The organism is Nocardioides rotundus (genome assembly GCF_019931675.1).
Classification (GTDB): Bacteria; Actinomycetota; Actinomycetes; order Propionibacteriales; family Nocardioidaceae; genus Nocardioides; species Nocardioides rotundus.
Window position 1 is genome coordinate 274,886 of the sequence record NZ_CP082922.1, and the last position, 26,027, is coordinate 300,912.

26 protein-coding genes and 1 tRNA gene are annotated in these 26,027 nt (G+C 72.7%); 14 read left to right on the forward strand and 13 right to left on the reverse strand.

What is annotated here, in order from left to right:
- Positions 1 to 23 precede the first annotated feature (23 nt).
- From K8W59_RS01315 to nagA, 3 genes are all read left to right on the forward strand, one after another.
- Positions 24 to 788, forward strand: a complete 765-nt coding sequence (locus K8W59_RS01315) for a GntR family transcriptional regulator (protein ID WP_223396978.1) — start codon at positions 24 to 26, stop codon at positions 786 to 788.
- Positions 785 to 1,975 (forward strand): PTS transporter subunit EIIC, encoded by a 1,191-nt coding sequence (locus tag K8W59_RS01320; RefSeq protein WP_397195937.1) that lies wholly within the window; start codon positions 785 to 787, stop codon positions 1,973 to 1,975. Before K8W59_RS01315 ends, K8W59_RS01320 begins: the two co-directional genes overlap by 4 nt.
- 146 nt (positions 1,976 to 2,121) lie before the next feature.
- A complete protein-coding gene (gene nagA / locus K8W59_RS01325) occupies positions 2,122 to 3,159 on the forward strand; it encodes an N-acetylglucosamine-6-phosphate deacetylase (protein WP_223396979.1) in 1,038 nt (345 codons plus the stop codon).
- A gap of 33 nt (positions 3,160 to 3,192) precedes the next feature.
- Here nagA and K8W59_RS01330 read toward each other — a convergent pair whose 3' ends face one another.
- On the reverse strand, positions 3,193 to 5,319 hold the full coding sequence (locus tag K8W59_RS01330; protein ID WP_223396980.1) for an MMPL family transporter: 2,127 nt from the start codon (positions 5,317 to 5,319) through the stop codon (positions 3,193 to 3,195).
- Between the two features lie 75 nt (positions 5,320 to 5,394).
- Here K8W59_RS01330 and K8W59_RS01335 point away from each other — a divergent pair, with 75 nt between their 5' ends.
- Positions 5,395 to 5,868 (forward strand): MarR family winged helix-turn-helix transcriptional regulator, encoded by a 474-nt coding sequence (locus K8W59_RS01335; protein WP_223396981.1) that lies wholly within the window; start codon positions 5,395 to 5,397, stop codon positions 5,866 to 5,868.
- Positions 5,869 to 5,968: 100 nt separating this feature from the next.
- Here the strand turns inward: K8W59_RS01335 and pgm are convergent, their stop codons facing one another.
- A complete protein-coding gene (pgm, locus tag K8W59_RS01340) occupies positions 5,969 to 7,612 on the reverse strand; it encodes a phosphoglucomutase (alpha-D-glucose-1,6-bisphosphate-dependent) (RefSeq protein WP_223396982.1) in 1,644 nt (547 codons plus the stop codon).
- A gap of 115 nt (positions 7,613 to 7,727) precedes the next feature.
- Here pgm and K8W59_RS01345 point away from each other — a divergent pair, with 115 nt between their 5' ends.
- From K8W59_RS01345 to malQ, 5 genes are all read left to right on the forward strand, one after another.
- Positions 7,728 to 8,078: a YciI family protein gene (locus K8W59_RS01345; RefSeq protein ID WP_223396983.1), complete on the forward strand. Its 351-nt coding sequence runs from the start codon at positions 7,728 to 7,730 to the stop codon at positions 8,076 to 8,078.
- Between the two features lie 12 nt (positions 8,079 to 8,090).
- Positions 8,091 to 8,453 carry a YciI family protein gene (locus K8W59_RS01350; RefSeq protein ID WP_223396984.1) on the forward strand — a complete coding sequence of 121 codons (363 nt, stop codon included), beginning with the start codon at positions 8,091 to 8,093 and terminating at the stop codon, positions 8,451 to 8,453.
- Positions 8,450 to 8,806: a YciI family protein gene (locus K8W59_RS01355; RefSeq protein ID WP_223396985.1), complete on the forward strand. Its 357-nt coding sequence runs from the start codon at positions 8,450 to 8,452 to the stop codon at positions 8,804 to 8,806. Before K8W59_RS01350 ends, K8W59_RS01355 begins: the two co-directional genes overlap by 4 nt.
- 2 nt (positions 8,807 to 8,808) lie before the next feature.
- Positions 8,809 to 10,047 (forward strand): RNA polymerase sigma factor, encoded by a 1,239-nt coding sequence (locus K8W59_RS01360; protein WP_223396986.1) that lies wholly within the window; start codon positions 8,809 to 8,811, stop codon positions 10,045 to 10,047.
- Positions 10,048 to 10,158: 111 nt separating this feature from the next.
- On the forward strand, positions 10,159 to 12,291 hold the full coding sequence (gene malQ, locus K8W59_RS01365; protein ID WP_223396987.1) for a 4-alpha-glucanotransferase: 2,133 nt from the start codon (positions 10,159 to 10,161) through the stop codon (positions 12,289 to 12,291).
- A 6-nt stretch (positions 12,292 to 12,297) separates the two neighbouring features.
- Here malQ and K8W59_RS01370 read toward each other — a convergent pair whose 3' ends face one another.
- Together K8W59_RS01370 and K8W59_RS01375 are read right to left on the reverse strand one after the other, a co-directional pair.
- Positions 12,298 to 13,236 (reverse strand): oxidoreductase, encoded by a 939-nt coding sequence (locus tag K8W59_RS01370; RefSeq protein ID WP_223396988.1) that lies wholly within the window; start codon positions 13,234 to 13,236, stop codon positions 12,298 to 12,300.
- Complete coding sequence (locus K8W59_RS01375) at positions 13,233 to 14,048, reverse strand: maleylpyruvate isomerase family mycothiol-dependent enzyme (RefSeq protein WP_223396989.1); 816 nt, start codon at positions 14,046 to 14,048, stop codon at positions 13,233 to 13,235. Before K8W59_RS01375 ends, K8W59_RS01370 begins: the two co-directional genes overlap by 4 nt.
- Positions 14,049 to 14,279: 231 nt before the next feature.
- On the opposite strand from K8W59_RS01375, the gene K8W59_RS01380 reads away from it, so the two are divergent.
- Positions 14,280 to 15,662 (forward strand): DEAD/DEAH box helicase, encoded by a 1,383-nt coding sequence (locus K8W59_RS01380; protein ID WP_223396990.1) that lies wholly within the window; start codon positions 14,280 to 14,282, stop codon positions 15,660 to 15,662.
- Positions 15,663 to 15,733: 71 nt separating this feature from the next.
- Here the strand turns inward: K8W59_RS01380 and K8W59_RS01385 are convergent, their stop codons facing one another.
- Positions 15,734 to 15,940, reverse strand: coding sequence for a DUF6458 family protein (locus K8W59_RS01385; RefSeq protein WP_223396991.1), 207 nt, complete (start codon positions 15,938 to 15,940; stop codon positions 15,734 to 15,736).
- 330 nt (positions 15,941 to 16,270) lie between these two features.
- The gene (locus K8W59_RS01390; RefSeq protein WP_223396992.1) at positions 16,271 to 18,160 is read right to left on the reverse strand and encodes an acyl-CoA dehydrogenase; all 1,890 of its coding nucleotides are present in this window, start codon (positions 18,158 to 18,160) and stop codon (positions 16,271 to 16,273) included.
- A gap of 227 nt (positions 18,161 to 18,387) precedes the next feature.
- Between K8W59_RS01390 and K8W59_RS01395 the strand changes: the two genes are divergently transcribed.
- Together K8W59_RS01395 and K8W59_RS01400 are read left to right on the forward strand one after the other, a co-directional pair.
- Positions 18,388 to 19,287: a sulfite exporter TauE/SafE family protein gene (locus K8W59_RS01395; protein ID WP_223396993.1), complete on the forward strand. Its 900-nt coding sequence runs from the start codon at positions 18,388 to 18,390 to the stop codon at positions 19,285 to 19,287.
- A gap of 122 nt (positions 19,288 to 19,409) precedes the next feature.
- Positions 19,410 to 19,868: an RrF2 family transcriptional regulator gene (locus K8W59_RS01400; RefSeq protein ID WP_223396994.1), complete on the forward strand. Its 459-nt coding sequence runs from the start codon at positions 19,410 to 19,412 to the stop codon at positions 19,866 to 19,868.
- Between the two features lie 126 nt (positions 19,869 to 19,994).
- Here K8W59_RS01400 and K8W59_RS01405 read toward each other — a convergent pair whose 3' ends face one another.
- Positions 19,995 to 20,624, reverse strand: coding sequence for a GNAT family N-acetyltransferase (locus K8W59_RS01405; RefSeq protein WP_223396995.1), 630 nt, complete (start codon positions 20,622 to 20,624; stop codon positions 19,995 to 19,997).
- Positions 20,625 to 20,689: 65 nt separating this feature from the next.
- Between K8W59_RS01405 and K8W59_RS01410 the strand changes: the two genes are divergently transcribed.
- Positions 20,690 to 21,316 carry a DUF2461 domain-containing protein gene (locus K8W59_RS01410; protein WP_223396996.1) on the forward strand — a complete coding sequence of 209 codons (627 nt, stop codon included), beginning with the start codon at positions 20,690 to 20,692 and terminating at the stop codon, positions 21,314 to 21,316.
- 20 nt (positions 21,317 to 21,336) lie between these two features.
- Here K8W59_RS01410 and K8W59_RS01415 read toward each other — a convergent pair whose 3' ends face one another.
- Positions 21,337 to 22,464, reverse strand: coding sequence for a hypothetical protein (locus K8W59_RS01415; RefSeq protein ID WP_223396997.1), 1,128 nt, complete (start codon positions 22,462 to 22,464; stop codon positions 21,337 to 21,339).
- 4 nt (positions 22,465 to 22,468) lie between these two features.
- The gene (locus K8W59_RS01420; protein ID WP_223396998.1) at positions 22,469 to 23,719 is read right to left on the reverse strand and encodes a C39 family peptidase; all 1,251 of its coding nucleotides are present in this window, start codon (positions 23,717 to 23,719) and stop codon (positions 22,469 to 22,471) included.
- Between the two features lie 195 nt (positions 23,720 to 23,914).
- On the opposite strand from K8W59_RS01420, the gene K8W59_RS01425 reads away from it, so the two are divergent.
- A complete protein-coding gene (locus tag K8W59_RS01425; RefSeq protein WP_223396999.1) occupies positions 23,915 to 24,346 on the forward strand; it encodes a GNAT family N-acetyltransferase in 432 nt (143 codons plus the stop codon).
- Between the two features lie 124 nt (positions 24,347 to 24,470).
- On the opposite strand, the gene K8W59_RS01430 is transcribed toward K8W59_RS01425, so the two are convergent.
- From K8W59_RS01430 to K8W59_RS01445, 4 genes are all read right to left on the reverse strand, one after another.
- Entirely contained in the window at positions 24,471 to 24,752 is a 282-nt protein-coding gene (locus K8W59_RS01430) for a type II toxin-antitoxin system RelE family toxin (protein ID WP_223397000.1), read from the reverse strand.
- Positions 24,749 to 25,024, reverse strand: a complete 276-nt coding sequence (locus K8W59_RS01435) for a type II toxin-antitoxin system Phd/YefM family antitoxin (protein WP_223397001.1) — start codon at positions 25,022 to 25,024, stop codon at positions 24,749 to 24,751. The genes K8W59_RS01430 and K8W59_RS01435 overlap by 4 nt, the downstream gene beginning before the upstream one ends.
- Before the next feature lie 119 nt (positions 25,025 to 25,143).
- A tRNA-Gly gene (locus K8W59_RS01440) sits at positions 25,144 to 25,219 on the reverse strand.
- A gap of 42 nt (positions 25,220 to 25,261) precedes the next feature.
- On the reverse strand, positions 25,262 to 26,023 hold the full coding sequence (locus K8W59_RS01445) for an SGNH/GDSL hydrolase family protein (protein ID WP_223397002.1): 762 nt from the start codon (positions 26,021 to 26,023) through the stop codon (positions 25,262 to 25,264).
- Between the last annotated feature and the right edge of the window lie 4 nt (positions 26,024 to 26,027).

Here is a 26,027-nt window from a genome sequence, read left to right on the forward strand (position 1 = left end):
ACTCGCCTCGAAGGGAGGAAAGGGTGTCGCTGCTCATCACCGACGGCCCCCGGCCCAAGCACGTCCAGCTGCGCGACGCGCTAGCCGAGCTGGCCGCCAGCGAGCTCGCGCCCGACACCGCCATCCCCTCCGAGCGCGAGCTGATGGAGACGTACGGCGTCTCCCGCGCCACCGTGCGCAAGGCGATCGACGCGCTCGTCGTCGACGGACTGCTGCAGCGGATCCACGGCAAGGGGACGTTCGTGTCCCGGCCGCGGCTGGAGAGTCGGCTGCATCTGGCCAGCTTCAGCCAGGACATGCGGCGTCGAGGCCTGACCCCCTCGACCCGGCTGCTCGCCCTCGAGGCCGAGCGCCCGCCCGGCGAGGTGACCGCGGCCCTCGGGCTGCGGGCGCGGGAGCAGGCGTGGCGGGTGGACCGGGTGCGGCTGGCCGACGGTCAGCCCATCGCGGTGGAGTACGGCTGGTACCCGATGCGGCTGTTCCCGGACCTGGACACCGTCGACCTGTCCGGCTCGCTCTACACCGTGATGGCCGATCACGGCCGCCACGTCGACGCCGCCGAGCAGACGCTGTGGGGGGAAGCCGCCGACCGGACGATGGCGCGGCTGTTGAGCGCGCCCGAGCACACGCCGCTGCTCGTCTTCCGCCGGGTCGCCTCCTCGGGCGGCACCCCGGTCGAGCACGTGGTCTCGCGCTACCGCGGTGACCGCTACCAGGTCCACATGTCTCTTGCCGCGGGCGACCTGGGCCGCGCACCGAGCACCACCGACGAAGGGAAAGTCCAGTGAGCACAGCCGACGCCTCCACGGGGGCATCCACCAGCGGACGGCGCAGGTTCAACCTCGCCCCGCTGCAGAAGTTCGGGCGCAGCCTGATGCTGCCGATCGCCAGCCTGCCGGCGGCAGCGCTGCTCCTGCGGCTGGGTCAGCCGGACCTGCTCGGTGCCGATGGAGCAGGGTGGGAGAACGTCGCCGCAGTGGTGGGCGCCGCCGGCAATGCGCTCTTCGCCAACCTGCCGCTGCTGTTCGCCGTCGGCATCGCCATCGGGATGGCCAAGAAGGCCGACGGCTCCACCGCGATGGCCGCAGTTGTCGGCTACCTGGTCTTCAAGGCGGTCGGCGACGCGATGAGCCCGGTGATCCTCGGCCTGCCCGAGGGCGATGCGGAGCAGGAGCTGATCAACTACGGCGTGCTCGGCGGCATCGTGATGGGCCTGGTGTCCGGGTGGCTGTGGCAGCGCTACCACCGGCTCAAGCTGCCGCCGTACCTCGCCTTCTTCGGCGGTCGTCGCTTCGTGCCCATGGCCACCGCGCTCGCGGGTCTCGTCCTCGGTGTGCTAATGGCGTTCGTCTACCCGGTCTTCGACGCCGGCATCACCGGTCTGGGCGAGTGGGTCACCGCGAACACCGTGCTGGGCGGCTTCGTCTACGGCACGCTCAACCGACTGCTGATCCCGCTGGGGCTGCACCACATCCTCAACAACCCGCCGTGGTTCATCTTCGGCAGCTACGAGACCGCCTCGGGCGAGGTCGTGCACGGTGACATCGCGCGCTTCCTCAACGGCGACCCGACCGCCGGCGCCTTCATGACCGGCTTCTTCCCGATCATGATGTTCGCGCTGCCCGCGGCGGCGCTGGCGATCTGGCACACCGCACGTCCGGAGAACCGCAAGCTGGTCGGCGGCATCATGCTCTCCGCCGGGCTGACCGCCTTCCTCACCGGCGTCACCGAGCCGCTGGAGTTCGCGTTCATGTTCGTCGCGTGGCCGCTCTACGTCATCCACGCCGTGCTCACCGGCACCTCGATGGCGCTGGTCAACTGGCTCGGGATCAAGGACGGCTTCGGCTTCTCCGCCGGGCTCTTCGACTACGTGCTGAACTTCAACATCGCCACCCAGCCGCTCTGGCTGATCCCGATCGGGCTGGGCTATGCGGTCGTCTACTACTTCCTGTTCCGGTTCGTGATCCAGAAGTGAAACCTCAAGACGCCCGGTCGCGAGGACGAGGGTCAGGAGTCGATGGTCACGACGGACGACTCCGCGTGACCGTCCTCACCGCAGCTCGGGTCGCCGGTCCCGATCGGGTGCACGCACCCGGCTGGGTCCGTTGCGAGGGGGTGGAAGTGGTCGGTGTCGGGGCAGGCGACCCCCCGGCGCCGGCCGACCTCGACCTCGGGGACGTGCTCGTCGCCCCGGGGTTCGTCGACGCCCACTGCCACGGCGGCGGGGGTACGTCGTTCCAGGACGGCGTGGAGGCGGCCCGAGCGGTCGCGGAGGTCCATCTGCGGCACGGCACCACCAGCGTGGTCGCGAGCCTGGTGACCGACACCCACGAGCGGCAGCTGGCCGCGGTGCGCGAGCTCGCACCGCTCGTCCGGGGCGGGGTGCTCGCCGGCCTGCACCTGGAGGGTCCGTGGCTGGCTCCGGAGCATCGCGGCGCCCACGATCCGCGGCTGCTCGCCACGCCCTCGGTCGCCGACGCGCGGGAGCTGGTCGCGGCGGCCGACGGGGCGTTGCGAATGGTCACCATCGCCCCCGAGCTGCCGGGTGCCTCGGACGTGATCGACGCCCTGGTCGCCGCGGGGGTGGTGGTGGCGATCGGGCACACCGGCGCCACCTGGGAGCAGTCGACGCTCGCCCTGGCGGCCGGTGCCACGGTCGGCACGCACCTGTTCAACGGGATGCGCCCGGTACACCACCGCGAGCCCGGCCCGGTGATCGCGCTGCTCAACTCCGAGGCGTTCGTCGAGGTGATCGCCGACGGGGTGCACCTGCACCCCTCCATCACCCGCCGGGTCCTGGCCGACGCCCCCGACCGCGCTGTGCTGATCACCGATGCGATGGCCGCCGCCGGGATGTCCGACGGCGACTACGGCCTCGGTCCGCTCCGGGTCGAGGTGCGCGACGGCGTCGCGCGGCTCGCCGGCGGCGGCTCGATCGCGGGCTCGACGTTGACCATGGACGCGGCCCTGCGGCACGCCGTACTCACCGCCGGCGTTCCCCTCCTCGACGCGCTGCGCGCGGCCACCGCCACGCCGGCCCGGATGCTCGGGCTGACCGATGTCGGCGAGCTCCGCGAGGGCGCCCGCGCCGACCTGGTCGTCCTCGACGACGACCTCCGCGTCCGCCGGGTCATGCGCTCCGGCGCGTGGGTGGCGTGAGGGGGTCGTTTCCCCGGTTCACCGGCTAACGCGTCACTGTCCAGCCGAAATTTCGGCCGGGAAGTGTCTGTTTTCCCGGTGAACCGGGGAATCCTCCACCCCCACCCGCCGTGGCCACCAGAACCGCTCGCCCAGCAGGAACGACAGCGCGGGCACCAGCACGGTGCGCACCAGCAGGGTGTCCAGCAGCACGCCGAGGAAGATCACGATGCCGAGCTGAGCGAGCACCACGAGGGGGAGGACGCCGAGCACGGCGAAGACCGCGGCGAGCAGGATGCCCGCGCTGGTGATCACGCCGCCGGTGGCGGTCAGGCCGCGCAGCATGCCCTCGCGGACGCCGTACCCCCGCGCCTCCTGCAGCGCCCGTGTGACCAGGAAGATGTTGTAGTCCACGCCCAGCGCCACGAGGAACAGGAACGCGAGCAGCGGCACCCCGACGTCCATCGCGCCGAAGTCGAAGATGCCGGTGTAGACCCACCAGGCCGCGCCGAGCGCCGCGAAGAACGTGCCCACCACGGTCGCGACCAGCAGCAGCGGACCGACGAGGGAGCGCAGCAGCAGGATCAGGCCGAGCAGCACCAGGCCGAGGATCATCGGGATGAGCAGCCGCCGGTCGCGGTCGGCCGCGGCGTCCTCGTCCAGCGACTGGGCCTCCGAGCCGCCCACCCAGGTCTCGGAGTACGGCGCCAGCGCGGACCGCAGGTCCGCGACCGCGGTGGCCGCCGCCTCGCTGCCGGAGCGCGCCTCCAGCACCACGTCGACCCGGGCCAGGTCCTCGCCCCGGGTGGTGACCTCCGCCGACGTCACGCCGGGCGTGCTCGCGGCGGCGGCCGCGACCTCCTCGGGGTCGTTGCGGGTGAGGACGGTCGTCGGGTCGACGATGCCGGCAGGGAAGGACTCGCCCAGCCGCTCCGCGGCAGTGATCGACTCCGGCGTCTCCAGGAACTGGTCGGACTGGGAGAGCCCCTGCTGGACCTGCGGGACGCCGGAGGCCAGGAGGGCGACGACGAGGACCGCCGCGGTCGCGAACCAGGCGGGTCGGGCGGCGACCCGCTCGCCGAGACGGCGCCACAGCGAGGTGCGGGACTCGACCAGCGCGGGGTCGCCGACCTTCGGCACCAGCGGCCAGAAGACCCACCGGCCGAAGAGCACCAGCGCACAGGGCAGGACGAGCATCGCGAAGGTCGCGGCGATCACCACGCCGACGGCGCACGCCAGCCCCAGTCCGCGCGTGGTCGGGACGACCGACAGCAGCAGGATGAGCAGTGCGAGCACGACCGTGGTCGAGCTGGCGAGCACCGCCTCGACGGTGCCGCGCACGGCCTGCGCCATGGCGGCGTACCGGCTCCGGGTCGTGCGCAGCTCGTCGCGGTAGCGGCTGATCAGCAGCAGGGCGTAGTCGGTGCCGGCGCCGAAGACCAGCACGCTGAGGATGCCCACGGTCGACTCGTCCCACGCCAGGTCGAAGCGGGCCAGCACGTGGGTGGCGGTGACGGCGGCGAGCTGGTCGGCGACCCCCACCACCGCGAGCGGGACCACCCACAGGAACGGGCTGCGGTAGGTGATGATCAGCAGCACCGCCACGATCCCGGCGGTCGCCGCGAGCAGGGTGACGTCGGCGCCCTCGAAGACTCCGGCGAGGTCGGCCTGGATCGCCGCGGGCCCGGTGAGCTGGCCGGTCACGCCGTCGGGGGTGGCGTCCGCCAGGATCCCGCGCAGCGCCTCGACCAGGTCGGCGACCTCGGTGGCGCCCTCGGTCGGGACGGGTACGACGGCCAGCGCGGCCGTGCCGTCCTCGCTGACCCGCAACGGCGGGCCGTCGCTCGCCGACGGTGGTGCCCGCTCGGCGTCGCGGGTGGCGCGCTCGACGAGGTCGCCGTACACCTGCGTCAGCCGGCCCTGCGTTCCCTGGTCCAGCTCCCCCTCGTCGGCGGTGAACAGCACGATCGCCACCGATCCCTCCCCGGTCGGGAGGTCCTCGGACAGCTCGGCGACCGTCGTCGAGTCGTAGCCGTCGGGCAGGGTGTCGGTCACGTCCGGCGTCCGCTCGGCCTGGGCCACGCCGCCGATCGCCACGCCCGAGACGAGGAGCGCCAGGAGCGCCACCACGACGGCCGTCGCGGGTCGGAGGAGGCCTGCTCGGCGACGGTGGGATGGCACGCGGGCTCCTCGGTTCAGACTTTGGTATGTTAGGAACTGAGCAACCAAATTAACTAAGTTCGTGAGGTAAGTCCAATGGCGGGTGACCGCGACGCGGATCGGCTCGACGTCGACGAGGTCGAGGGGGCGATGCGTACGTCGACCCTGCAGCTGCTCCGCGAGCTGCTCGACACCGCCCAGCAGTCCGGCCCGAGCGTGGCGCGGCGGGCCGACCTCGGGACCACCGAGATGACCGCGTTGGAGCTGCTCAGCCGTGAGCCGCGCGGGCCCGGCGAGCTGGCGCGGAACCTCGGCGTCACCTCGGCGGCCGCCTCCGGCATCGTGGACCGGCTGGTCGCCCGCGGGCATGTGGAGAGGCAGCCGCACGCGCTGGACGGCCGGCGTACCCAGGTCGTCCTCACCGCCTCCGGGCGCGCCGAGGTGATCGGCCACCTGATGCCGATGTTCGCCGCCCTGCACCGGCTCGACTCGGACCTCTCCGACGCCGACCGTGAGGTGGTGGACCGCTACCTCGCCGGCGCGATCGACGCGGTCCGCCAGATCCTCTGAGGGTGGAGGATTCCCCGGTTCACCGGTGAAAGCGCCGCTTCCCGGCCGAAATTTCAGCCGGGAAGCGCATGGTTACCCGGTGAACCGGGGAAACGACCCCTCAGCCCAGCGCCGAGGAGACGACCTCGCGCGCCTCGGCCTGGACCTGAGCCAGGTGGTCGGGGCCGCGGAAGGACTCGGCGTAGATCTTGTAGACGTCCTCGGTTCCGCTGGGCCGGGCGGCGAACCAGGCGGACTCGGTGGTGACCTTCAGCCCGCCGATCGGGGCGCCGTTGCCGGGCGCCTCGGTGAGCTTGGCGGTGATCGGCTCGCCCGCCAGCTCGGTGGCGGTCACGTCGTCGGGCGAGAGCGCGCCCAGGGCGGCCTTCTGCTCGCGAGTGGCGGGGGCGTCGACCCGGGCGTACGCCGGCTCGCCGTGGGCCGCCACCAGGTCGGCGTACCGCTGCGAGGGCGAGGAGCCCGTCGTGGCCTGGATCTCCGATGCCAGCAGCGCCAGCAGGATGCCGTCCTTGTCGGTGGTCCACACCGACCCGTCGCGGCGGAGGAACGACGCGCCGGCCGACTCCTCCCCGCCGAAGCCGAAGGAGCCGTCGATCAGCCCGGGCACGAACCACTTGAAGCCGACCGGGACCTCGACCAGCTCGCGGCCGATGGCCTCGGCCACCCGGTCGATCATCGAGGAGGAGACGAGGGTCTTGCCGATCCGGGCACCCGCGGGCCAGTCCGGCCGGCCCCCGCCGAAGAGGTACTCGATCGCCACCGAGAGGAAGTGGTTGGGGTTCATCAGCCCGCCGTCGGGCGTGACGATGCCGTGCCGGTCGGCGTCCGCGTCGTTGCCGGTCGCGATCGCGTAGCGGTCCTTCTGCTCGATCAGCGACGCCATCGCGTACGGCGAGGAGCAGTCCATCCGGATCTTGCCGTCCCAGTCCAGCGTCATGAACCGCCAGGTCGGGTCGACCAGCGGGTTGACCACCGTCAGGTCCAGGCCGTGCCGGTCGGCGATCTCGCCCCAGTAGGCCACCGATGCGCCGCCCATCGGGTCCGCGCCGATCCGCACGCCCGCCTCGCGGACGGCGTCTAGGTCGAGCACGTGGGGCAGGTCGTCGACGTAGGCGCCGAGGAAGTCGTAGTCGCCGACCTGCCGGCGGGCCTTCTCGAACGCAACCCGTCGCACGCCCTCGATGTTGCCGCGGATGAGCTCGTTGGCCCGGGCGGCGATCACCTTCGTGGCGTCGGTGTCCGCCGGCCCGCCGTGCGGCGGGTTGTACTTGAACCCGCCGTCGGTCGGCGGGTTGTGCGACGGGGTCACCACGATGCCGTCGGCCAGCCCGGACCCGGAGACGCGGCCGCCGTTGGCGCGCAGGATCGCGTGCGAGACCGCCGGGGTCGGGGTGAACCCGTCGCGGCTGTCGACGAGTACGTCGACGCTGTTGGCCACGAGCACCTCCAGCGCGGTGGTCCACGCGGGCTCGGAGAGGCCGTGGGTGTCACGGCCGATGAAGAGCGGGCCGTCGTACCCCTGCTCGGCGCGGTAGTCGCAGATCGCCTGCGTGGTCGCGGCGATGTGGATCTCGTTGAAGGACGTCTTCAGCGAGGTGCCGCGGTGGCCGGAGGTGCCGAAGGCGACCTGCTGGTCGACATCGTCGGGATCCGGCTCGAGGTTGTAGTACGCCGCCACGAGGTGCGCGACGTCGACCAGGTCCTCGGGGGTGGCGGGCTGCCCGGCCCGCGGGTCGTTGGCCATGCGCCCAACCTAGAGCAAAAGTTTTCCTCGCGGGATGTCGAATCCGCGGGCGCTCAGGCGTCAGGGTGGTGAGGCCGCGCCCGCGGCCTCGTCGAAGAAGCCAGGAGGAGACCCGATGAGCCGCTACCTGATCCTGTTGCCCGCCCCCGAGGCGGAGTGGGCGCAGCTGCCGCCGGAGGAGCACGAGAAGGGGCAGCGCAGCCACGGCGCCTTCCAGTCGGACCTGGAGGACGGCGGGCACACGCTGCTCACCGTCAGTCCGCTGGAGCCGTCCGCGCAGGCCGTCTCGATGCGCCCCGACGGCAGTGGCGCGGCGCTGGTGACCGACGGGCCCTTCACCGAGTCGGTGGAGCAGATCGTCGGCTTCTACCTCGTCGAGACCGACGACGGGCCCGGGCTGCGCGCGGCGTGCGAGCGCTTCGCGGCCCGGGGCGAGCACATCGAGCTCCGCAAGCTGGCTGAGTGAGGAGGAGACGACATGGCTGACTACACCGTGCTGATCATCGGGGCCGCCGACCGGTGGTGGACCTCGATGAGCCTGGCCGAGCGCAAGGAGGGCTACGCGCAGTACGCCCGGTTCAACGAGGCGCTGGCCGCGGGAGGGCACCAGATCACCGGAGGCGGCGAGCTGACCGCCACCACCGACGCCCGCTCGATCCCCGCGGGCGGGGGCGAGGTGACCGAGGGCCCGTACGCCGAGACCGCCGAGCAGGTGGGCGGCTACTACCAGATCCGCACCGAGGACCTGGACGGCCTGATGGAGTGCTGCCAGATCATCGCCGGCACCGGCGACGGCATCGAGGTGCGGCCCAACGTCGACCCCGCGGACCGGCCGTCATGAGATACCTCGTGCTGCTCGTCGGCGACGGCGACGAGCCCGCATGGTCCACGCTCGACCCGGACCAGCAGGCGGAGGTGATGACGAGCTTCGAGGCCTTCTCCGCCGCCTGCTCGGGCCGCGAGGGCGTGCAGATCCTCGCCGGGGAGGCGCTCGCCGGGCCGGACGCGGTGACCGTGATGCGGACCCGGGGCGGGCAGGTGCAGCTCACCGACGGGCCCTATGCCGAGGCGGTCGAGGGTCTGGGCGGGTTCTACCTGATCGAGGCCCCCGACCTCGACGTCCTGGTCGAGCTCCTGGAGGTGCTGCCCGACTACGACATCCAGATCAGCCCGGCCGTCGACCCGACGGGCTGAGCATGGCGGATGCGGCGGACGCGCTCGCCCGGACGGTGCGCGAGGAGTGGGGCCGGCTGGTCGCCCTGCTCCTCGCGCGCTTCCGGCGGCTCGACCTGGTCGAGGACGCGCTGGCCGACGCGGTGGAGGCCGCGGCACGACGCTGGCCCGAGGACGGCGTCCCCGACCGTCCGGCGGCCTGGCTGCACACCAGCGCCCGGCGGCGGGTGCTCGATCGGCTGCGGGCCGAGGCGATGGCGCGGCGCAAGGAGCCGCTGCTGGTCGCGGAGTCCGAGCTGCGCGAGCACCCGGCGATGGCCGACCCGGGCGACCTGGTGGAGGACGACGTGCTGCGGCTGGTGTTGATGTGCACGCACCCGGCCCTGGCCCCGGAGGCGGCCAGCGCGCTGGCACTGCGACTCGTCCTCGGTGTCAGCACCCACGACATCGCCCGACTGTTCCTCGTGCCGGAGCCGACGATGGCCGCGCGTCTGACGCGGGCCAAGAAGCGGATCGTGGGCGCCGGCATCCCGTTCGCGGTCCCCGACGACGACACCCTGGACGACCGGCTGGAGTCGGTGGCGCGGACCGCCTACCTCGCCTTCACCGCGGGCTACGCCCCCGGCAGTGGCCCGGACCTGCTGCGGGCCGAGCTCGCCGGGGAGGCGATCCGGCTGACCCGGCTGGTCGACGCGCTGCGGCCCGGCCGGCCGGTGCTCGCCGCCCTGCTGGCGCTCATGCTGCTGCAGCACTCCCGCCGCGACGCGCGGGTCTCCGCGGAGGGCGAGCTGGTGCTCCTGGCCGACCAGGACCGGGCCCGGTGGCGGCACGACGAGATCGACGAGGCGGTCGCCCTGCTCCGGGACCCCCGGTTCGCCGCGCCGTTGAGCCCGCAGGCCGCGTCGTACCTCCTCCAGGCCAGGATCGCTGCCGAGCACGCCACCGCACCCACGGCGGGGGAGACCCGGTGGGATCGGGTGGTCGGCCTCTACGACCAGTTGCTCGCGGTGACGCCGGGCGACGCGGCCCGCCTGGCCCGGGCGGTCGCGGTCGCCGAGGCCGACGGTCCGCGCGCCGGTCTGGCCGCGCTGGAGGACGTCGGGATGCCGGGCAGTCACCGCCCGTCGGCCGTCCGCGCCGAGCTGCTCGTCCGCGCCGGCGACCCTGCGGCCGCGCGCGACGCCTTCGACGAGGCGATCGGGCTGTGCCGCAACGAGCCGGAGGCGGCGCACCTCCGGGCCCGCCGCGCCGAGCTCGCGTAGACGCACTGGCACAACCCGTCCCGGCGGCCGCGGGCCCCGCTCGGCCGGGCCCGCTGGAGCAGGTTGTGTCCGCGCGTCTACGAGCCGGGCGCGCGTGACAGACTCGCGCGGGTGGAGACACCCGACCAGGCCCTGGCCGACCTCGCCGCCGCGTGGGGCGTCTCGACCGGGTTCACCGACTGGCAGGGCGTCGAGCGTCCCGTCGGCGACGAGGCGCTCCGTGCCATCCTCACCGCCCTCGGGCTGGACGTGTCCACCGACGCGGCGGTCCGGACCGCGCTGAGCGACGCCGAGCTCCGGCCGTGGCGCCAGACCCTCCCGCCCATCGTGGTGACCCGCGCCGGTCGCACCCGGCGCGTGCCGGTGCACGTGCCGCACGGCGCCGAGGTGCGGGTGACCGTCGAGCTCGAGGACGGCGGCACCCGTCCGGTCCGCCAGGTCGACCACTGGGTCGACCCGCGCCCGGTCGACGGCGTGCTGACCGGCGAGGCCACCGTCGAGCTGGACCCCGACCTGCCCCTCGGCTGGCACGTGCTGCGCGCGGAGGTCGACACCGACGGCGCAGGCTCCGCCGAGCAGGACGCCGCGGTGCCGCTCGTCGTCGCGCCCGAGCGGCTCGAGCTGCCGCCGGCCCTGGCCGACGGGCCGGCGTGGGGCGTGCTGACCCAGCTCTACCAAGTGCGCTCGGCGGACTCGTGGGGCGTCGGCGACCTCGGCGACCTGGCCGCCCTCGCCTCCTGGAGCGCCCGGGACCTGGGCGCGGACTTTGTGCTGGTCAACCCGCTGCACGCCGCCCAGCCGGTCGCGCCGATGGAGCCCAGCCCCTACCTGCCGACGACCCGCCGGTTCGCCAACCCCCTCTACCTCCGCGTCCAGGAGCTGCCGGCCTACCCCCTGCTGGACCCTGCCGCCCGCGACCGGGTCCAGGAGCTGGCCGCCCGCGCGGCCGAGCTCACCACCAGCGAGCGGATCGACCGGGACGCCGCCTGGGCGCTCAAGCGCGACGCGCTCCGGCTGGTCTTCGAGGCCGACGACGACACCCGCGGCCTGGAGGAGTACGCCGACGCGCGCGGCCTCGGCCTGACCGACTTCGCCACCTGGAGCGCCATCGCCGAGGTGCTCGGCGACGACCGGGACTGGCCCGAGGAGCTGGCGGACCCGCGCAGCGACGCGGTGACCGCCTTCCGCGCCGAGCACGCCGACCTGGTCCGCTTCCACACCTGGCTGCAGTGGCAGCTCGCCCGCCAGCTGGCGGCGGTCCAGGAGAGCGCGCTGGCCGACGGGATGCGGGTCGGCGTCGTGCACGACCTGGCCGTGGGCGTCCACCGGGCCGGCGCGGACGCGTGGAGCCTGCGCCGCGCCCTGGTCCGCGGCGTCAGCGTCGGCGCCCCGCCGGACCAGTTCAACCAGCTCGGCCAGGACTGGTCCCAGCCCCCGTGGCACCCGGTCCGGCTCGCCGAGGCCGGCTACGCGCCGTACCGCGACATGATCCGCGCGCTCCTCGTCGACGCGGGTGGTCTGCGGATCGACCACGTCCTCGGGCTGTTCCGGCTGTGGTGGATCCCCGAGGGCATGCCCGCCTCGGAGGGCGCCTACGTCCGATACGACCACGAGGCGATGCTCTCGATCCTGGTGCTCGAGGCGCACCGGGCCGGCGCCTTCGTGGTGGGCGAGGACATGGGGGTGGTCCCCCCGACCGCGCGGGAGGCCCTGCTCGAGCGCGGGATCCTCGGCACGTCGGTGCTCTGGTTCGAGTGGGACGGCGACCGGCCGCTGCCGCCGGAGGACTACCGCGAGCTGTGCCTGGCCACCGTGACGACCCACGACCTGGCGCCGTCGGAGGGATATCTCGAGCTCGCGCACGTGCGGCTCCGCGAGCAGCTCGGCCTGCTCACCCGCGGCGTCGAGGAGGAGATCGCCCAGGAGCGTACGTCGATCCAGCGGGTCTGCCGGCTGCTGACCGAGCGCGGCTTCCTCGACGGGCCGGCCGACCTGAAGACCGCCGCGGGGCGGGAGGACGTGGTCGTCGCGCTGCACCGCCTCCTCGCCGCGACCCCCTCACGACTGCGCGGCGTCGCGCTCTCGGACCTGGTCGGCGACCGGCGGATCATCAACCAGCCGGGCACGAGCGATGAGTACCCCAACTGGCGGATCCCGCTCGCCGGCCCGGACGAGCGGCCGCTCCTGCTGGAGGAGCTGCCCGCGCTCTCGCTGCCGCGCAGGATCGCCGCGACCCAGGACTGAACGGCCTCAGGGCCACTCCAGCCCGACCGCCTGCTCGCTGATCTCCCACAGCCGCCGCTGCGCCTCGCGGTCGTGCGAGGCGGCCGACGAGCCCACGACGCGGGGCTTGCCGCCGATCTGCTGGAAGCCCGACGGGCCGCAGAAGGTGCCGCCGGGCAGGTCGTCGGTCGCGGCCATCAGCGTGGGCAGCGCGCCCATCGCGGCCGACTGGGTGAGCCCCTTGACCGCGGCGTCGAGGATCGTGGCGGCCCCGCCGGAGGACCGGCCGAAGGTGCCGTTGGCGGCGAGGTGCGTCCCGGCGATGCCGGGGTGGGCGGCCAGCGCCCGCACCGGGAGGCCGCGCTCCTCGACCCGGCGCTGCAGCTCGTAGGTGAAGAGCAGGTTCGCCAGCTTGGTCTGGCCGTACTCCGGCCAGCGCAGGTAGCGGCCCCGCTGCGTCCGCGGGTCGTCCAGCGGCGGGCGCGGCGCGCTGCGGTGCCCGATCGAGGAGACCGTCACCACCCGGCCGTCCGCGCTGGCGACCAGCTGGTCCAGCAGCAGCCCGGTCAGCAGGAACGGGCCGAAGTGGTTGGTGGCCATCTGCAGCTCGAAGCCGTCGACGGTGCGGGAGTAGGGCGGCGCCATCACTCCCGCGTTGTTGACCAGCACGTCGATGGGCCCGAACGCGGCGGCGGTCTCGGCGGCCTGGCGCACCGAGGTGAGGTCGGCCAGGTCGACGGTGAGCCGGTCCAGCCGGGCATCGGGCACCTCCTCGGTGACCAGCTCGGCGGTCCGCTCGACCTTCTCCGGAGAGCGACCGGCCAGCACCACCCGGGCACCGCGGCGGGCCAGCTCCAGCGCGGTGTGGTGGCCCAGCCCGCCCTCGGAGACGCCGGTGACGACCACGGTGCGCCCGGTCTGGTCGGGCATGTCCTCGAGGTCCCATGTGCGCTGCTTGGACTTCACGGCGTCACCGCCATCCGCTCGACGACCCGTCGGCCGAGGTCGGCGTCCCCCTCGATGCGTACGGCGTCTCCGGCGGACGCCCGGCGCCCGCCCGTCAGCAGCACGAACGTCTCGGGGTCCATCGACAACCGCACCGTCGGGTCGGCGGGCGCCTCGGCCAGTTCCGAGCCGCGCCCGTCGTCGTCCACGACGAAGGCGCGCGGAGCGAAGCCGTCCACCTCCAGGACCAGGGTGCTGCCCGGGGCGGCCTCGGCGCGCTTGGCCAGCACCAGGCCGAGCGACTCGCTGAGGTAGTCGACGACGTGCGCGGCGGCGGGGGAGTCGAGGTTGGCGGGCTGGTCGACCGCACGGCGGACGTCCTGCTCGTGCATCCACACGTCGAGCGGCCGGTTGCGCAGCAGCGTCTCGGTGCTCCACCCGATAGCGCCGAAGAGGCCCGGCGCAGGCGCCGACCCGTCGGTGGGCGGGTCGGCCAGCAGCGCGGTGTGGCGGGTGGTGGCGGACTCGCGGATCTCGTTGATCAGCTCGTCGCGGCCACGGTCGCGGCGGCCCACCACGCCCTGCTCGGTGAAGCGGCCCATGTCGCCGCGCACGTGCGGCGGGTCGCCGATCTCCACCTCGGCGTGCCGCCCGCCCGCGAGCAGCGACTCCAGGTGGGCGGTGTGCGCGGCGACCGCGCGGACGTCCCAGCCGGGCAGGTCGGTCGGGGTGCCCCACTGCTCCTCGGGCACCCGCTCCAGCAGCGTGGTGAAGTCGTCGACGGCCTGCCACCAGACCTCGACGTACTCCCTCAGCCGGTCCTGATCGCTCATGCGCGTCACCCTAGACCGCGGCGCGGACACGCACCGTGGGCGCCGTCACGCTCGCGCGGATTGGGGCCGGAGCGCCGGGTGGCCGTAGACTTATCCCTGTTAGGTGGCCACTGCCGGTCGATGGCAGTCCGGCCCGTCTTCTTCTTTTCGTCAAGCCCGGTGTGGCGCACGCGTTGACGCGTGCAGAGGCCAGTGATCGGGCGGATCGATCACTGAGCAGAAAGCATCGTCATGACCTCCGACGTCCTCGAGACGCCCACGCACGCCTTCACCGACCTCCCCGCCGACCTGATCGCGGCCCTCGCGGCCGAGGGGATCACCGAGCCCACCCCGGTCCAGCAGGCCGTCGTCCCCGACGCGCTCGCCGGCCACGACGTGCTGGGCCGCGCCCGCACCGGCTCCGGCAAGACCCTGGCCTTCGGCATCCCCGTGCTGGCCCGGCTCGCCGGCCGCTCCTCGCGCCCCAGCCACCCGCGCGCCGTCATCATCCTGCCCACCCGCGAGCTGGCCACCCAGGTCAAGCGCGCGCTCGAGCCCGCCGCGTCCTCGCTGGGGCTGAAGCTGACCACGGTCTACGGCGGCACGCCGTACGAGGCCCAGACCCGCCGGCTGCGGCAGCGCACCGACGTCGTCATCGCCACCCCCGGCCGGCTCGGCGACCTCTTCGAGCAGGGCTACGTCTTCTTCGACGACGTCGAGATGACCGTCCTGGACGAGGCGGACCACCTGTGCGACCTGGGCTTCTACCCCGAGGTCGACCGGCTGGTCGGGCTCACCCCGGCCGGCTCCCAGCGGCTGCTGCTGAGCGCCACCCTGGACGGCGACGTGGACGCGCTGGTGCGCGCCCACCTGCGCGAGCCGCGGCTGCACGAGCTGGACCCCAACGGCGGCGCGGTCACCACGATGACCCACCACACGCTGGTCGTCGGGGGCTTCCGGGACAAGCAGCGGGCCACCGCGGACCTGGTCCGCGCGAACGGCCGCACCATCGTCTTCACCCGCACCCGGGACGCGGCGATGACGCTGGCCGAGACCCTCACCGAGCAGGGCGTGCGTGCGGTCGACCTGCACGGCGACCTCTCCCAGCGGGTGCGCGAGCGCAACCTGGCCCGCTTCTCCTCCGGCGAGGCGAAGGCGGTCGTGGCGACCGACGTCGCGGCCCGCGGCATCCACGTCGACGGGGTCGACATGGTCGTGCACTTCGACGCCGCCAGCGACGCCAAGGCCTACCTGCACCGCTCCGGCCGCACCGCGCGCGCCGGCGAGGACGGTGCCGTCGTCACCATCACCACGCCGAAGCTGGTCTCCTCCGTGGTCCGGATGCAGCAGCAGGCCGGCGTCGAGGTGCTGCACCACGACCTGCGTACGGCGCCCCAGCCGATGACCGCCGAGGCGCTCGCCGAGACCGGCCACCCCGGCCCGGTCGCGCCGCAGCGCGGCGAGCGAAAGGGCGGCGGCCGCAAGCCCTACGCCCGCTCCGGCTCCGGCCGGCCGCACGGCAAGGGCCGCCCCCAGGGCAAGGGCCGCCCGCACGGCGGGGGTCGCCCGGGTGCGCGCGAGGGCCGCGACGGTGCGCGGTACGACGGCCGCAAGGGCCGGCGTACCCACGCCTGATCCACTCGGCACACACGACGGCCGGCGCCCCGCCGCAGAGGGACGCCGGCCGTCGGCGTTGTGTGGTCAGGTCAGCGTCGTCGCTCCTCCACCACGGAGCGGTTGGCGCTGCGGGTCTGGATCAGGGCGAGCACGATCACCACGATGCCCGCGATCAGGAGGATCCAGCCGAGCGTGTTGGTGGCGACCACGTCATCGATTGCTGCAGGCAGCTCGACGACGTTGAGCAGCAGGATGACGCCGATGACCGCGAGGATGACTCCGAGGCCGATTCCCATGACATGTCCTCCAGTTCAGGGGACCAGGGGCGTCCCCAGGGTCTTCTATGGAACGACGCCGACCCGCCTGGGCGAATCACCCTTCCGGGGGTAATTCCCATCCGTCACATGCGCCCCAGGGCTCGTGTTGGGCCTCGGGTGGGCGTCTCGGGCGGCGAATCGCGGCGGACCGTGGTGAACGTCCCCGGGTCGTGTGCGGAAATGCACCTGGTTCGCGCGATCCGCGGTGCACTCCCCGCAGTCGTGGTCGATTGTTCACGCGGGCGCCCCGGGCGCGCGCCGTACCCCCCGCCCCCGCCGTCGGGTCGGGGGCGAGAGGCGTACGGCGCCTCAGAAGGCCGACTCGTCGAGCTCCATCAGCTCCAGGTCCGTCGCCTTGGCCATCGCCACCTCGGCGGAGATCGCGGGCAGGTTGTTGGCCGCGAAGAACTTGGCCGCCGCCACCTTGCCCTCGTAGAACGCCTTGTCCGCCGGGGAGACCTCGCCGCCCAGCTTCTCCAGCGCGACCTCGGCCTGGCGCAGCAGCAGCCAGGCGCAGACCAGGTCGCCGAGCACCATCAGCAGCCGGGTGGTGTTGAGCCCGACCTTGTAGATGTTGCGGATGTCGCCGCCCTCGGCCGACTCGTCGGCGGTCATCAGGGTGTTGATCATCCAGCCGACCAGCTCGCCGGCGTCGGCGAGGCCCTGCGCCAGCAGCTCGCGCTCGACCTTGAGCCGGCCGTTGCCCGCCTCGGAGGAGATGAACGCGTCGATCTCGCCGTTGAGGTGGGTCAGCGCCCGGGCCTGGTCCTTGACGATCTTGCGGAAGAAGAAGTCCTGCCCCTGGATCGCGGTCGTGCCCTCGTAGAGGGTGTCGATCTTGGCGTCCCGGACGTACTGCTCGATGGGGTACTCGGTGAGGAAGCCCGAGCCGCCGAGGGTCTGCAGCGACTCGGTGCCCAGCAGCACCCAGGAGCGCTCGGAGCCGTAGCCCTTCACGATCGGCAGCAGCAGGTCGTTGACCGCCACGGCGAGCTGGTTCTCCTCGGAGTCCGCGGTGCCGGCGTACTCGGCCTGCATCACCTGGTCCTGCCAGGTGGCGGTGTAGAGGACCAGCGCGCGCATCGCCTCGGCGAAGGACTTCTGGGTCATCAGCGAGCGGCGGACGTCGGGGTGGTGAGTGATCGTCACGCGCGGCGCGGTCTTGTCCGCGGACTGCGTGAGGTCGGCGCCCTGCACCCGCTCCTTGGCGTAGTCCAGCGCGTTGAGGTAGCCGGTGGAGAGCGTGGCGATGGCCTTGGTGCCCACCATCATCCGGGCGTTCTCGATCACCTGGAACATCTGCGCGATGCCGTTGTGCACCTCGCCGAGCAGCCAGCCGCGGGCCGGCTCGCCGCCGCCGACGCCCGGGTCGCCGAACGTGAGCTCGCAGGTGTTGGAGACCTTGATGCCCATCTTGTGCTCGACGCCGGTGACGTAGGCGCCGTTGCGCTCGCCGGTCATCTCGCCGGTCTCGGGGTCGAAGTGGAACTTCGGCACGATGAAGAGGGAGAGGCCCTTGGTGCCGGGGCCGCCGGCACCCTCGACGCCGACCGGGCGGGCCAGCACCAGGTGCACGATGTTGTCGGTGAGGTCGGACTCGGCGGAGGTGATGAACCGCTTGACGCCCTCGATGTTCCAGGTGCCGTCCTCGTTCGGGGTGGCCTTGGTGCGACCGGCGCCCACGTCGGAGCCGGCGTCGGGCTCGGTGAGCACCATGGTGGTGTTCCAGCCGCGGTCGATGATGTGCTGAGCGATCTGCTTGTCGCGCTCGTTGCCGTTGCGGTGCACGATGCTCGCGAAGGCCGGCCCGGCGCCGTACATCCAGATCGGGGCGTTGGCGCCCAGCACCAGCTCGCCGATCGCCCAGATGATCGAGGAGGGTGCGGGGGTGCCGCCGAGCTCCTCGCCGATCTGCAGCCGCCAGAACTCCGAGTCCACCCACGCCTGGTAGCTCTTCTTGAAGCTCTCGGGTACGTCGGCGGTGTGCGCGGCCGGGTCGAAGACCGGCGGGTTGTGGTCGCTGTCCTCATAGGAGGCCGCCAGGTCCTCGCGGGCCAGCCGGTCCACCTCGGCCAGGATCTCGCGCGCGGTCTCGCCGTCGACCTCGCCGAACGGGCCCTGGCCCAGGACGTCGTCGCGGCCCAAGACCTCGAAGAGGTTGAACTCGATGTCGCGCAGATTGCTCTTGTAGTGGCTCACAGATCCACCTTCTCGATCGGGGTCCGGCAGGTTACGTACTGGTCAGTAACTTCCATTGTGCTCTGCGCTGCGCCGGGCCGCAAGCAGGGGTCGGCGGATGTGATCTGGATCAAGGCGCGCCGAGTTGACACGCTTGACCCCATTAATGTCTAGTTATCCGCTAGAGTTAGAAACCCGATCAACTTGGTCATGAATCCTCGGGCATCGTCGAAAGGCTTCCCCTTCCCATGAAGAACTTCATCGTCCTGGCCATCGTGGGCCTGGCAGCGCAGCTGGTGGACGGCTCGCTCGGGATGGCGTACGGCGTGACGTCCTCCACGCTGCTGCTCGCCGTCGGCGTCGCCCCGGCCGCCGCCTCGGCCGCCGTCCACTTCTCCGAGATCGGCACCACGCTGGTCTCCGGCATCTCCCACCACAAGCTCGGCAACGTCGACTGGCGCACCGTGTCGATCCTGGCGGTCCCGGGTGCGATCGGCGCCTTCGCCGGCGCGACCTTCCTGGCCTCGCTCGACGCCGCCGTCGCCAAGCCCTGGGTCGCCGGCATCCTGCTGGTGCTCGGTCTCTACGTGATGTGGCGCTTCCTGGTCCTGCGCGGCCGTCGTCCGAAGATCAAGAGCAGCCCGTCCCCGGCGTTCCTCGCCCCGCTGGGCCTCTTCGCCGGCGCGATGGACTCCCTCGGCGGTGGCGGCTGGGGCCCGGTCGGCACGACCACCCTGCTCTCCAGCGGCCGGCTCGAGCCGCGCAAGGTCGTCGGCTCGATCGACACCTCCGAGTTCCTGGTCGCGATCGGCGGCTCGCTCGGCTTCCTGTTCGCGCTCGGCTCGGCCGGCATCGACTGGGAGATCGCCGCGGCGCTGCTCGTCGGCGGTGTGATCGCCGCCCCGTTCGCCGCGTGGCTGGTGCGGCACCTGCCCGCCACCATCCTCGGTGTCGCCGCCGGTGGCGTGATCGTGCTGACCAACACCAACACGATCCTCGAGGCGCTGGGAGCGCCCGGCAACCAGCGCGGCGTGATCGCCGCGGTCGTGGCCGTCGCCTGGGTCGCGGCCCTGGCCTTCGCCATCCGCGACCACCGTCGCAACCGTGACGACGTGCTCTCCGAGGAGGCACTCGCCGGCGTGCACTGACCCCGCGCGCTGCTGAACGACGCCCCCGAGTCCGCCCACCCGGCTCGGGGGCGTCGGTCGTTCTGGGACGTGAGCGTCCGGCAACGCACGGAAGTGGCCGGGTCATCTGGAAAGATGTCCCCATGCGCGTCTCGACGAAGTCCGACTACGCCCTGCGGGCGCTGATCGAGATGGCCGGACGCGCGGACGCGACACCGGTGAGCGCCGACGAGCTGGGCCGGCGGCAGGACATCCCGTCCGGCTTCCTTCAGGCGATCCTGGCCGACCTGCGCCGCGCGGGCATCGTGGTCTCCCAGCGCGGTCAGTCCGGCGGCTGGCGGCTGGCCAAGGACGCCGACACCGTCAGCGTCGCCGACGTGATCCGGGCGGTGGACGGGCCGCTGGTCTCGGTCTACGGGCTGCGCCCGGAGGCGGTGACCTACAAGGACTCCGCCGAGGTGCTCCAGCACGTGTGGATCGCGGCGCGCCGCTCGCTGCGCGACGTCTTCGAGGAGGTCTCGATCCAGCAGTTGGCCGACGGCGACCTCCCCGCCGCGGTCACCGACCGGACCGCCGACGAGGACGCCTGGCAGCCGCACTGAGCTCCGTCCCCCTGACTGGGGGGTGGCCCAGCCACGTCCGGGGCGCTGTCTCGCGTGGCCTGGCTACCTCCGGTCACCCCGTCGGGCGTACGGCGGCGCAAGCGAGCCGGGCGGGCGGCCGGGGGCTCACTGCAGCCAGGGGCAGACCCGGTCCCGCTGGCGGAGCAGCAGGCGCCACGGCTCTTCCAGGACCGGGTGCAGCCGGTGGCCGACCCGCTCGGCCGAGGGATGGCGCGGTCCGGCGCCGACCAGGTCCACCTCCACGTCGTACCCACCATGGCCGGTCGGCGTCCGCGTCACCGGACCGAGCTTGTGCAGCATCGCGAGCGAGGCGGGGTTGTCGGCCGCGACCTCGGTGAGCACGTGCGTCACGCCCGCCGGGCGCCGTTCGAGCAGCACCGGGAGCAGCGCGGAGGCGACCCCCCGGCCCTGCCAGCTGTCCTTCACCGTCACCGCTATGTCGGCGGCGTCGGGCAGGTCGGGGTAGCGCACCATCCGGCCGATCGCCACCGGTTCGAAGTCGTCGGCGTCGGTGGCGGCGAAGAGCACCAGGGCCACGTGGTCGATCCCGTCCACGTCGTCGACCAGCGACTGCAACAGGGCGTCGGAGAGGTGCACGACGGGGGAGAGGAAGCGGCGGCGCCGGCTGTCCGGGGACAGGGCCTCGAACTCCTCGACGAACCGCTCGCGGTCGGAGTGCAGCAGGGGCAGCACCCATGCCTCGGTACCGTCCGGCAGCCAGACCTGGTCAGCCACAGGGCGAGACTCTGGCAGGCGCCGCGGCAGGATGCAACGCGGGGGTCGGGCCGTAGGCTCGATCCATGTCGTTCGAGGGCTTCCCGGTGGCCGCGCTGGACTTCTACGACGACCTGGAGATGGACAACACCAAGTCGTTCTGGGAGGCGCACAAGCCGGTGTACGCCGACGCCGTGCGGGCGCCGATGACCGCGCTCTGCGCCGCGCTCGAGCCGGAGTTCGGGACCGCGAAGGTCTTCCGCCCCTACCGGGACGTGCGGTTCGCCAAGGACAAGACGCCGTACAAGACCCACCAGGGCGCCTTCGTCTCCGCGGGACCGGCGACGGGGTGGTACGTCGAGATCTCGGCCGCCGGGGTCCGGGTCGGCGTCGGCTACTACCGCGCCGAGCGCGAGCAGCTGGCCGCGATCCGCTCGGCCATCGACCACGACCGGACCGGCCCGGAGCTGGCCGGCATCGTCGAGGGCCTGGAGGCCGACGGCTGGGAGCGGACGGGCGAGACCCTCAAGACCTCGCCGCGCGGCTTCGACGCCGACCACCCCCGGATCGACCTGCTGCGACACAAGTCGCTGACGTTGGGCCGGTCCTACGGCTTCCCCGAGGAGATCCACACCGCCGAGCTGCTGGAGTGGGTACGGCGCGACTGGCGCGCCGGGCGCCCGCTGGTCGAGTGGGTGCAGGCGACCGCCTGAGGCGCCGTACCCGAACCGGGTCAGCCGACGGGCGCGGTGACCTGCCGGTCGCCGGTCTCGGCGAGCACCGAGACGCTGATCGCGTCGCCGCCGCACCGCGGCGCGGAGATCGAGGAGGGTCCGCCCTTCCCGGCCTCGAACACGACGGCCAGCGAGGAGCCGTCCCACCTCAGCAGCTGGGCCGGGCCGGTGTCGGTCTCCTGGTTGCGGGAGAAGTAGGCAGCGTCGCCGCACCACACCAGGCTGCCGGTCGCGCCGGAGCCGAGGTCGTAGTAGCCGTCGCCGACCCGGGCGCGCAGCGAGCCCTGCTCGATCCGGTTCTCGTCCTCGACCTGGGTCCAGACCGCCCCGTCGGGCAGGAGGAGGCCCTCCCAGCCGGCGCACTCCTTCACACCGGGGAACGGCTCCATCGACGCCTCGCCGACCGCGAGCACGGTCCGGCACGACGGGGTGCCGTCGTCGAAGCTGAGCAGCGACAGCCCCTCCGGCGTCGCCCTGACCTGGTTGAAGCCCGAGTTCGCGTCGGCGCAGTAGGTGGTCTGGCCCTCGCCGGAGGCCAGATTCACCTCGGCCAGGCAGTAGGCACCGCGCTTCCCGATGGTCGGGTGGAAGACGCGTCCGTCTGCCAGCGCCCAGGAGCCGCCGTTGACGGTCGGCGGCTGGGAGCGCCCGTCCAGCCGGGTGGTGCTGCCGTCGGAGAGGTCGACCACAGTGGCCCGCGAGGGCTCGGCCTCGGTCGCGTCCTGGATCACGATGACGGCGTACTGCTCGTCCAGCAGGGCGTCGCTGATCCGGAAGCCGTTGGGCGCCCGCACCGTGCGTCCGTTCGGTCCGTCGAGCCTCGCGCGGGCGCTGTCGGCGGACACGGCGAGGGTGTACGCCGACCCGGCGGTCACGGTGGTGCGGGTCGGGTCGCCGGCCCGGCGCCAGTCCAGGAGATCCCGGATCGGCTCCACCTCGGCGGGCTGCTCCGCCGTACCCGGCTCGGGCAGGTCGCCGGGAGCCGAGGCCGCGCTCTCCTCGGGCGCGGCCGAGGACGACCCCTGCGCCGAGGAGTCCCGGCCCTCCGGCTCGGAGCCGGACTCTGTCGTGCACCCGGTCAGGACCAGGACCAGGGCGGTGAGCGCGGCGGCGGCGAGGCGGCGCACCCGGTCAGACCCCGACGTTGTGCTGGAAGTGGGCCTTGTTGGCGCGGTAGGAGTTGTAGGCCCGCTGCCACTGGACCCGCTTGATGTAGGGCTCCGAGGGGTCGAAACGCTTCTGGTTCCACGGCTCGAAGTAGCCGATCAGGTTGGGGTCCGCACCGTTCTTGTCGTAGCCCCGGCCCATCTGGAAGTGACCCGACGCGTCGTCGTCGAGGTAGGGGAACCACCTCTTGTACAGCAGCGGGTGCAGGATCACCGGCGCGCGGTAGTCCTCGACGTGCCGCATCATCAGCAGCCACCACTTGTCGAAGCTGTAACCGCTGATGTCCAGGGTGATGTAGGTGCCGGCCCGGCTGGCGCGGTCCCACCCGGTGTACCTGTTCGTGGCGGCCACCATCCGGGTGATCGCCGTACCACTGGTGGTGGTGCCCAGGCGGCCGGCCCAGGTGGACTGCGAGAGCTTGGTCCCGCTCCAGCCCCAGCCGATCATCTGCATGGCGCCGGGGCCGCACCAGTAGCTGCGGATCTGCTCGGAGACGCGCTTGCTGGAGACGACGGTGGAGCGCTGGGGGTAGTCGCGGGCGGTCTTGCCGGCCGTCAGCCGGATCCCGCCCGCACCGGACCGACCCTGGGCGAGCCGGGCCTCGGGGTGCCGCCGGGCGAAGCCGGCGGGCAGCGGGGTGCCCTCGATCTCGTGACGGAGCAGCCAGACCTTCGCCACCGACTTCGCCGCGGTGGTCAGCTCCGCACGCTCCAGCTTCGCCCGGGCCTGCGGGGACATGGCGGCGCGCTGGCGCAGCTCGTCGGCCAGGGACAGGTCGCCGGTGGTCTCCAGTGGAGTACGCCGCGCGGCGGCCGCGGTGACCTCGCGGGCCACCTCCTGCTGGACCGCGGCCTCGCTCTTGGAGGTCCAGCCCTGGCCGAGGCAGTAGGTCTGGCCCTCCAGCTCGGCGCAGCGCACCTGGGTGGACGCCATCCGGGCGGGGGTCATCCGGGCCGTCGTCCGCGGCAGGCGCATGCCCTCGCCGACCACCCGGTCGATCTCGGCCTGCATCTTCGTGTCCACCTTGCCCTGGGTGGCGGTCATGGTGCCGGGCTGGTCGATCACCCGCGCCTGCGGGCGCGGCGTCTCGCGGTCCGGCAGGAGCGGCGCGACGGCCAGCAGGCCGGCGAGGGCGGCGGCGGTCAGGACGACCGGCCGCCAGTGGCCCGGCCGGAGTCGGGGGGTTCGCGTCGTGACGCGGGAGCGCAGGGACATGACGAGCCGCACTTTCCGAGGGAGGAGCCGTTATCGCGTCACACTTTCCCCTACAGTCACAAAGTCCGCAACTATCTCATGAGTCACAGCAGAAACACGGCAGCGACACGCCGTGAATCACATCGCTGTCATTCGCGGCTTGCTGTGTTGACGGTCACCGAGAGCCGCCTCGCGGCGCCCTGGCAGCATGAGCCCGTGATCGTCGAGCTGCTGCCACCCCACACCGAGCGGGCCTTCGACGCGATGCGCGAGCTGCGCACCGGGTTGGACCAGCGCGACGCCTTCGTCCGGCAGGTCGACGAGGTGCAGCGCCCGGCCGGCTATCGCCTGGTGGCGTGGGTGCCGGACGGCAGCGACCGCGCCCTGGCCGTGGCCGGCTTCCGGGTCGCCGAGAACCTGGCGTGGGGCCGCCACCTGTATGTCGACGACCTCTCGACGCTCGCCACGGCGCGCCGGCAGGGGCATGCCGGCACGCTGCTCGAGTGGCTGCTGGCCGAGGCCGAGCGGGAGGGCTGCCGGCAGGTGCACCTCGACTCCGGTGTCGGCGCCGACCGTACGGCGGCACACCGGCTCTACCTCAACGCCGGGTTCCGGATCAGCTCGCACCACTTCACGCGGGAGTTGTGACCGCCTGGCCTACTGAAGCAGGCGGGGCGGTGCCCCTGGACCCTTGGCGTGGCGGCTCCGGGCCGGACCCGGGCGGCCACGCGTTCGGCAAGCGGCATCACCTCCACGTGCGTGCGGGATCTCCTCAGCGCCGTCGGTAGATGTCGGCTCGGTGGTCGATCCGCCCGACGAGCAGGACTCGATCCTGGTCGAGGATCTGGAAGGTGACTCGGTAGCTGCCCCGACGGGCGACCCGCCAGCCAGCGAGCTCGGCCTGGAGTTGCTGGGAGAGCCGATGGGGGTTGGTCGGGAGCGTGCCGGTGGTGAACTCGACCACCGCCGCAGCCACCTTCTCCGGAAGCCGGTCCAGCGACCGGACCGCCGCCGAGGAGAACTCGACTCGCCATTCGGTCCCGGGCTCGGTCACTGGCTGGTGAGGCCGAAGCGGCTCCGGAGGTCGTCGCCGCCAGTGGTCCCGCCGGCGGCGTACTCCTCGCGCGCACGGTCGAGCTCTTCAACCGTTCCGGGCGTCGAGAGCAACCTGATCGTCTCGCGCATCGACTCCAGCTCGTCGGCCGCGATCAAGACCGCGGCGTTGTGACCATGCCGAGTGATGGTGATGATCTCGTGGGTGCTCTCCGCCTCGTCGACGAGCGCGGAGAGCTTGTCCTTGGCCTCACTGAGGGCGACGGTCTTCATGACGCAACATTAGCCAAACTTCTGGCCGACATCTAGCTTGAACGGTAGCCGCTGACCGAGCGGCGCCTCCCGGCGGAATGCCAGAAGCCGCCACCCGGAGATCGAGGCGGCGGCTTCAGTGGAGCGGATGACGAGACTCGAACTCGCGACATCGACCTTGGGAAGGTCGCGCTCTACCAACTGAGCTACATCCGCAGCGACCCGCTGCCTGAGCGGGTCGATGGGAATAGTACCCGCTCAGTCGACGGGAGCAATTCCCGGGCGGCGTGCCGCGAGGCCGTCGCCGCTGGAGCGGCCGGTGAGCCGGCGGTGCACCCACGGGCCGAGGAAGTCCCGGCCCCACCGGGCATTGGCCGCCCACACCTCGCGGGGACGCCCGGGCAGCACCGGCTCGAGCTCGGGCGCGGTCAGCTCGTGGGTGACGCCGAGGACGTCGAGCACGGCGGCCGCCATCCGCTGGTGACCCAGGGTGCTCATGTGCATCCGGTCGCTGTCCCACATCCGCCAGTCGCGGTACTCCCGCATCCGCCAGAAGTCGACGATCCGGGCGCCGTTGCGGTCCGCGGCCCAGCGCACCAGCTCGTTGTAGGTCGCGAACCGGCCGCGCAGCGGGCGGTAGATCGCCGAGCTCGACGGGTCGTAGGCCGTGAAGACGAGCAGCGTGGCGTCGGTCGCGGCCAGCCGGGCCAGCGCGGCGTCGTACCTCTCGACCAGGCCGTCGATGTTCACGCTGGGTCGCAGGATGTCGTTGGCTCCGGCGTAGATCGTGACCAGGTCGGGCTCCAATGCGAGCGCCGGCTCCACCTGCTCGTCCAGGATCTGGTCGAGCTTGCGGCCGCGGATGGCCAGGTTGGCGTAGCCGAAGCCGGGGGTGTGGGCGCCGAGCACCTCGGCCACCCGGTCGGCCCAGCCGCGGACCCCGTTGGGGCGCTCGGGGTCGTGGTCGCCGACCCCCTCGGTGAAGGAGTCGCCGAGGGCGACGTACCGCTGCCAGCTCATAGTG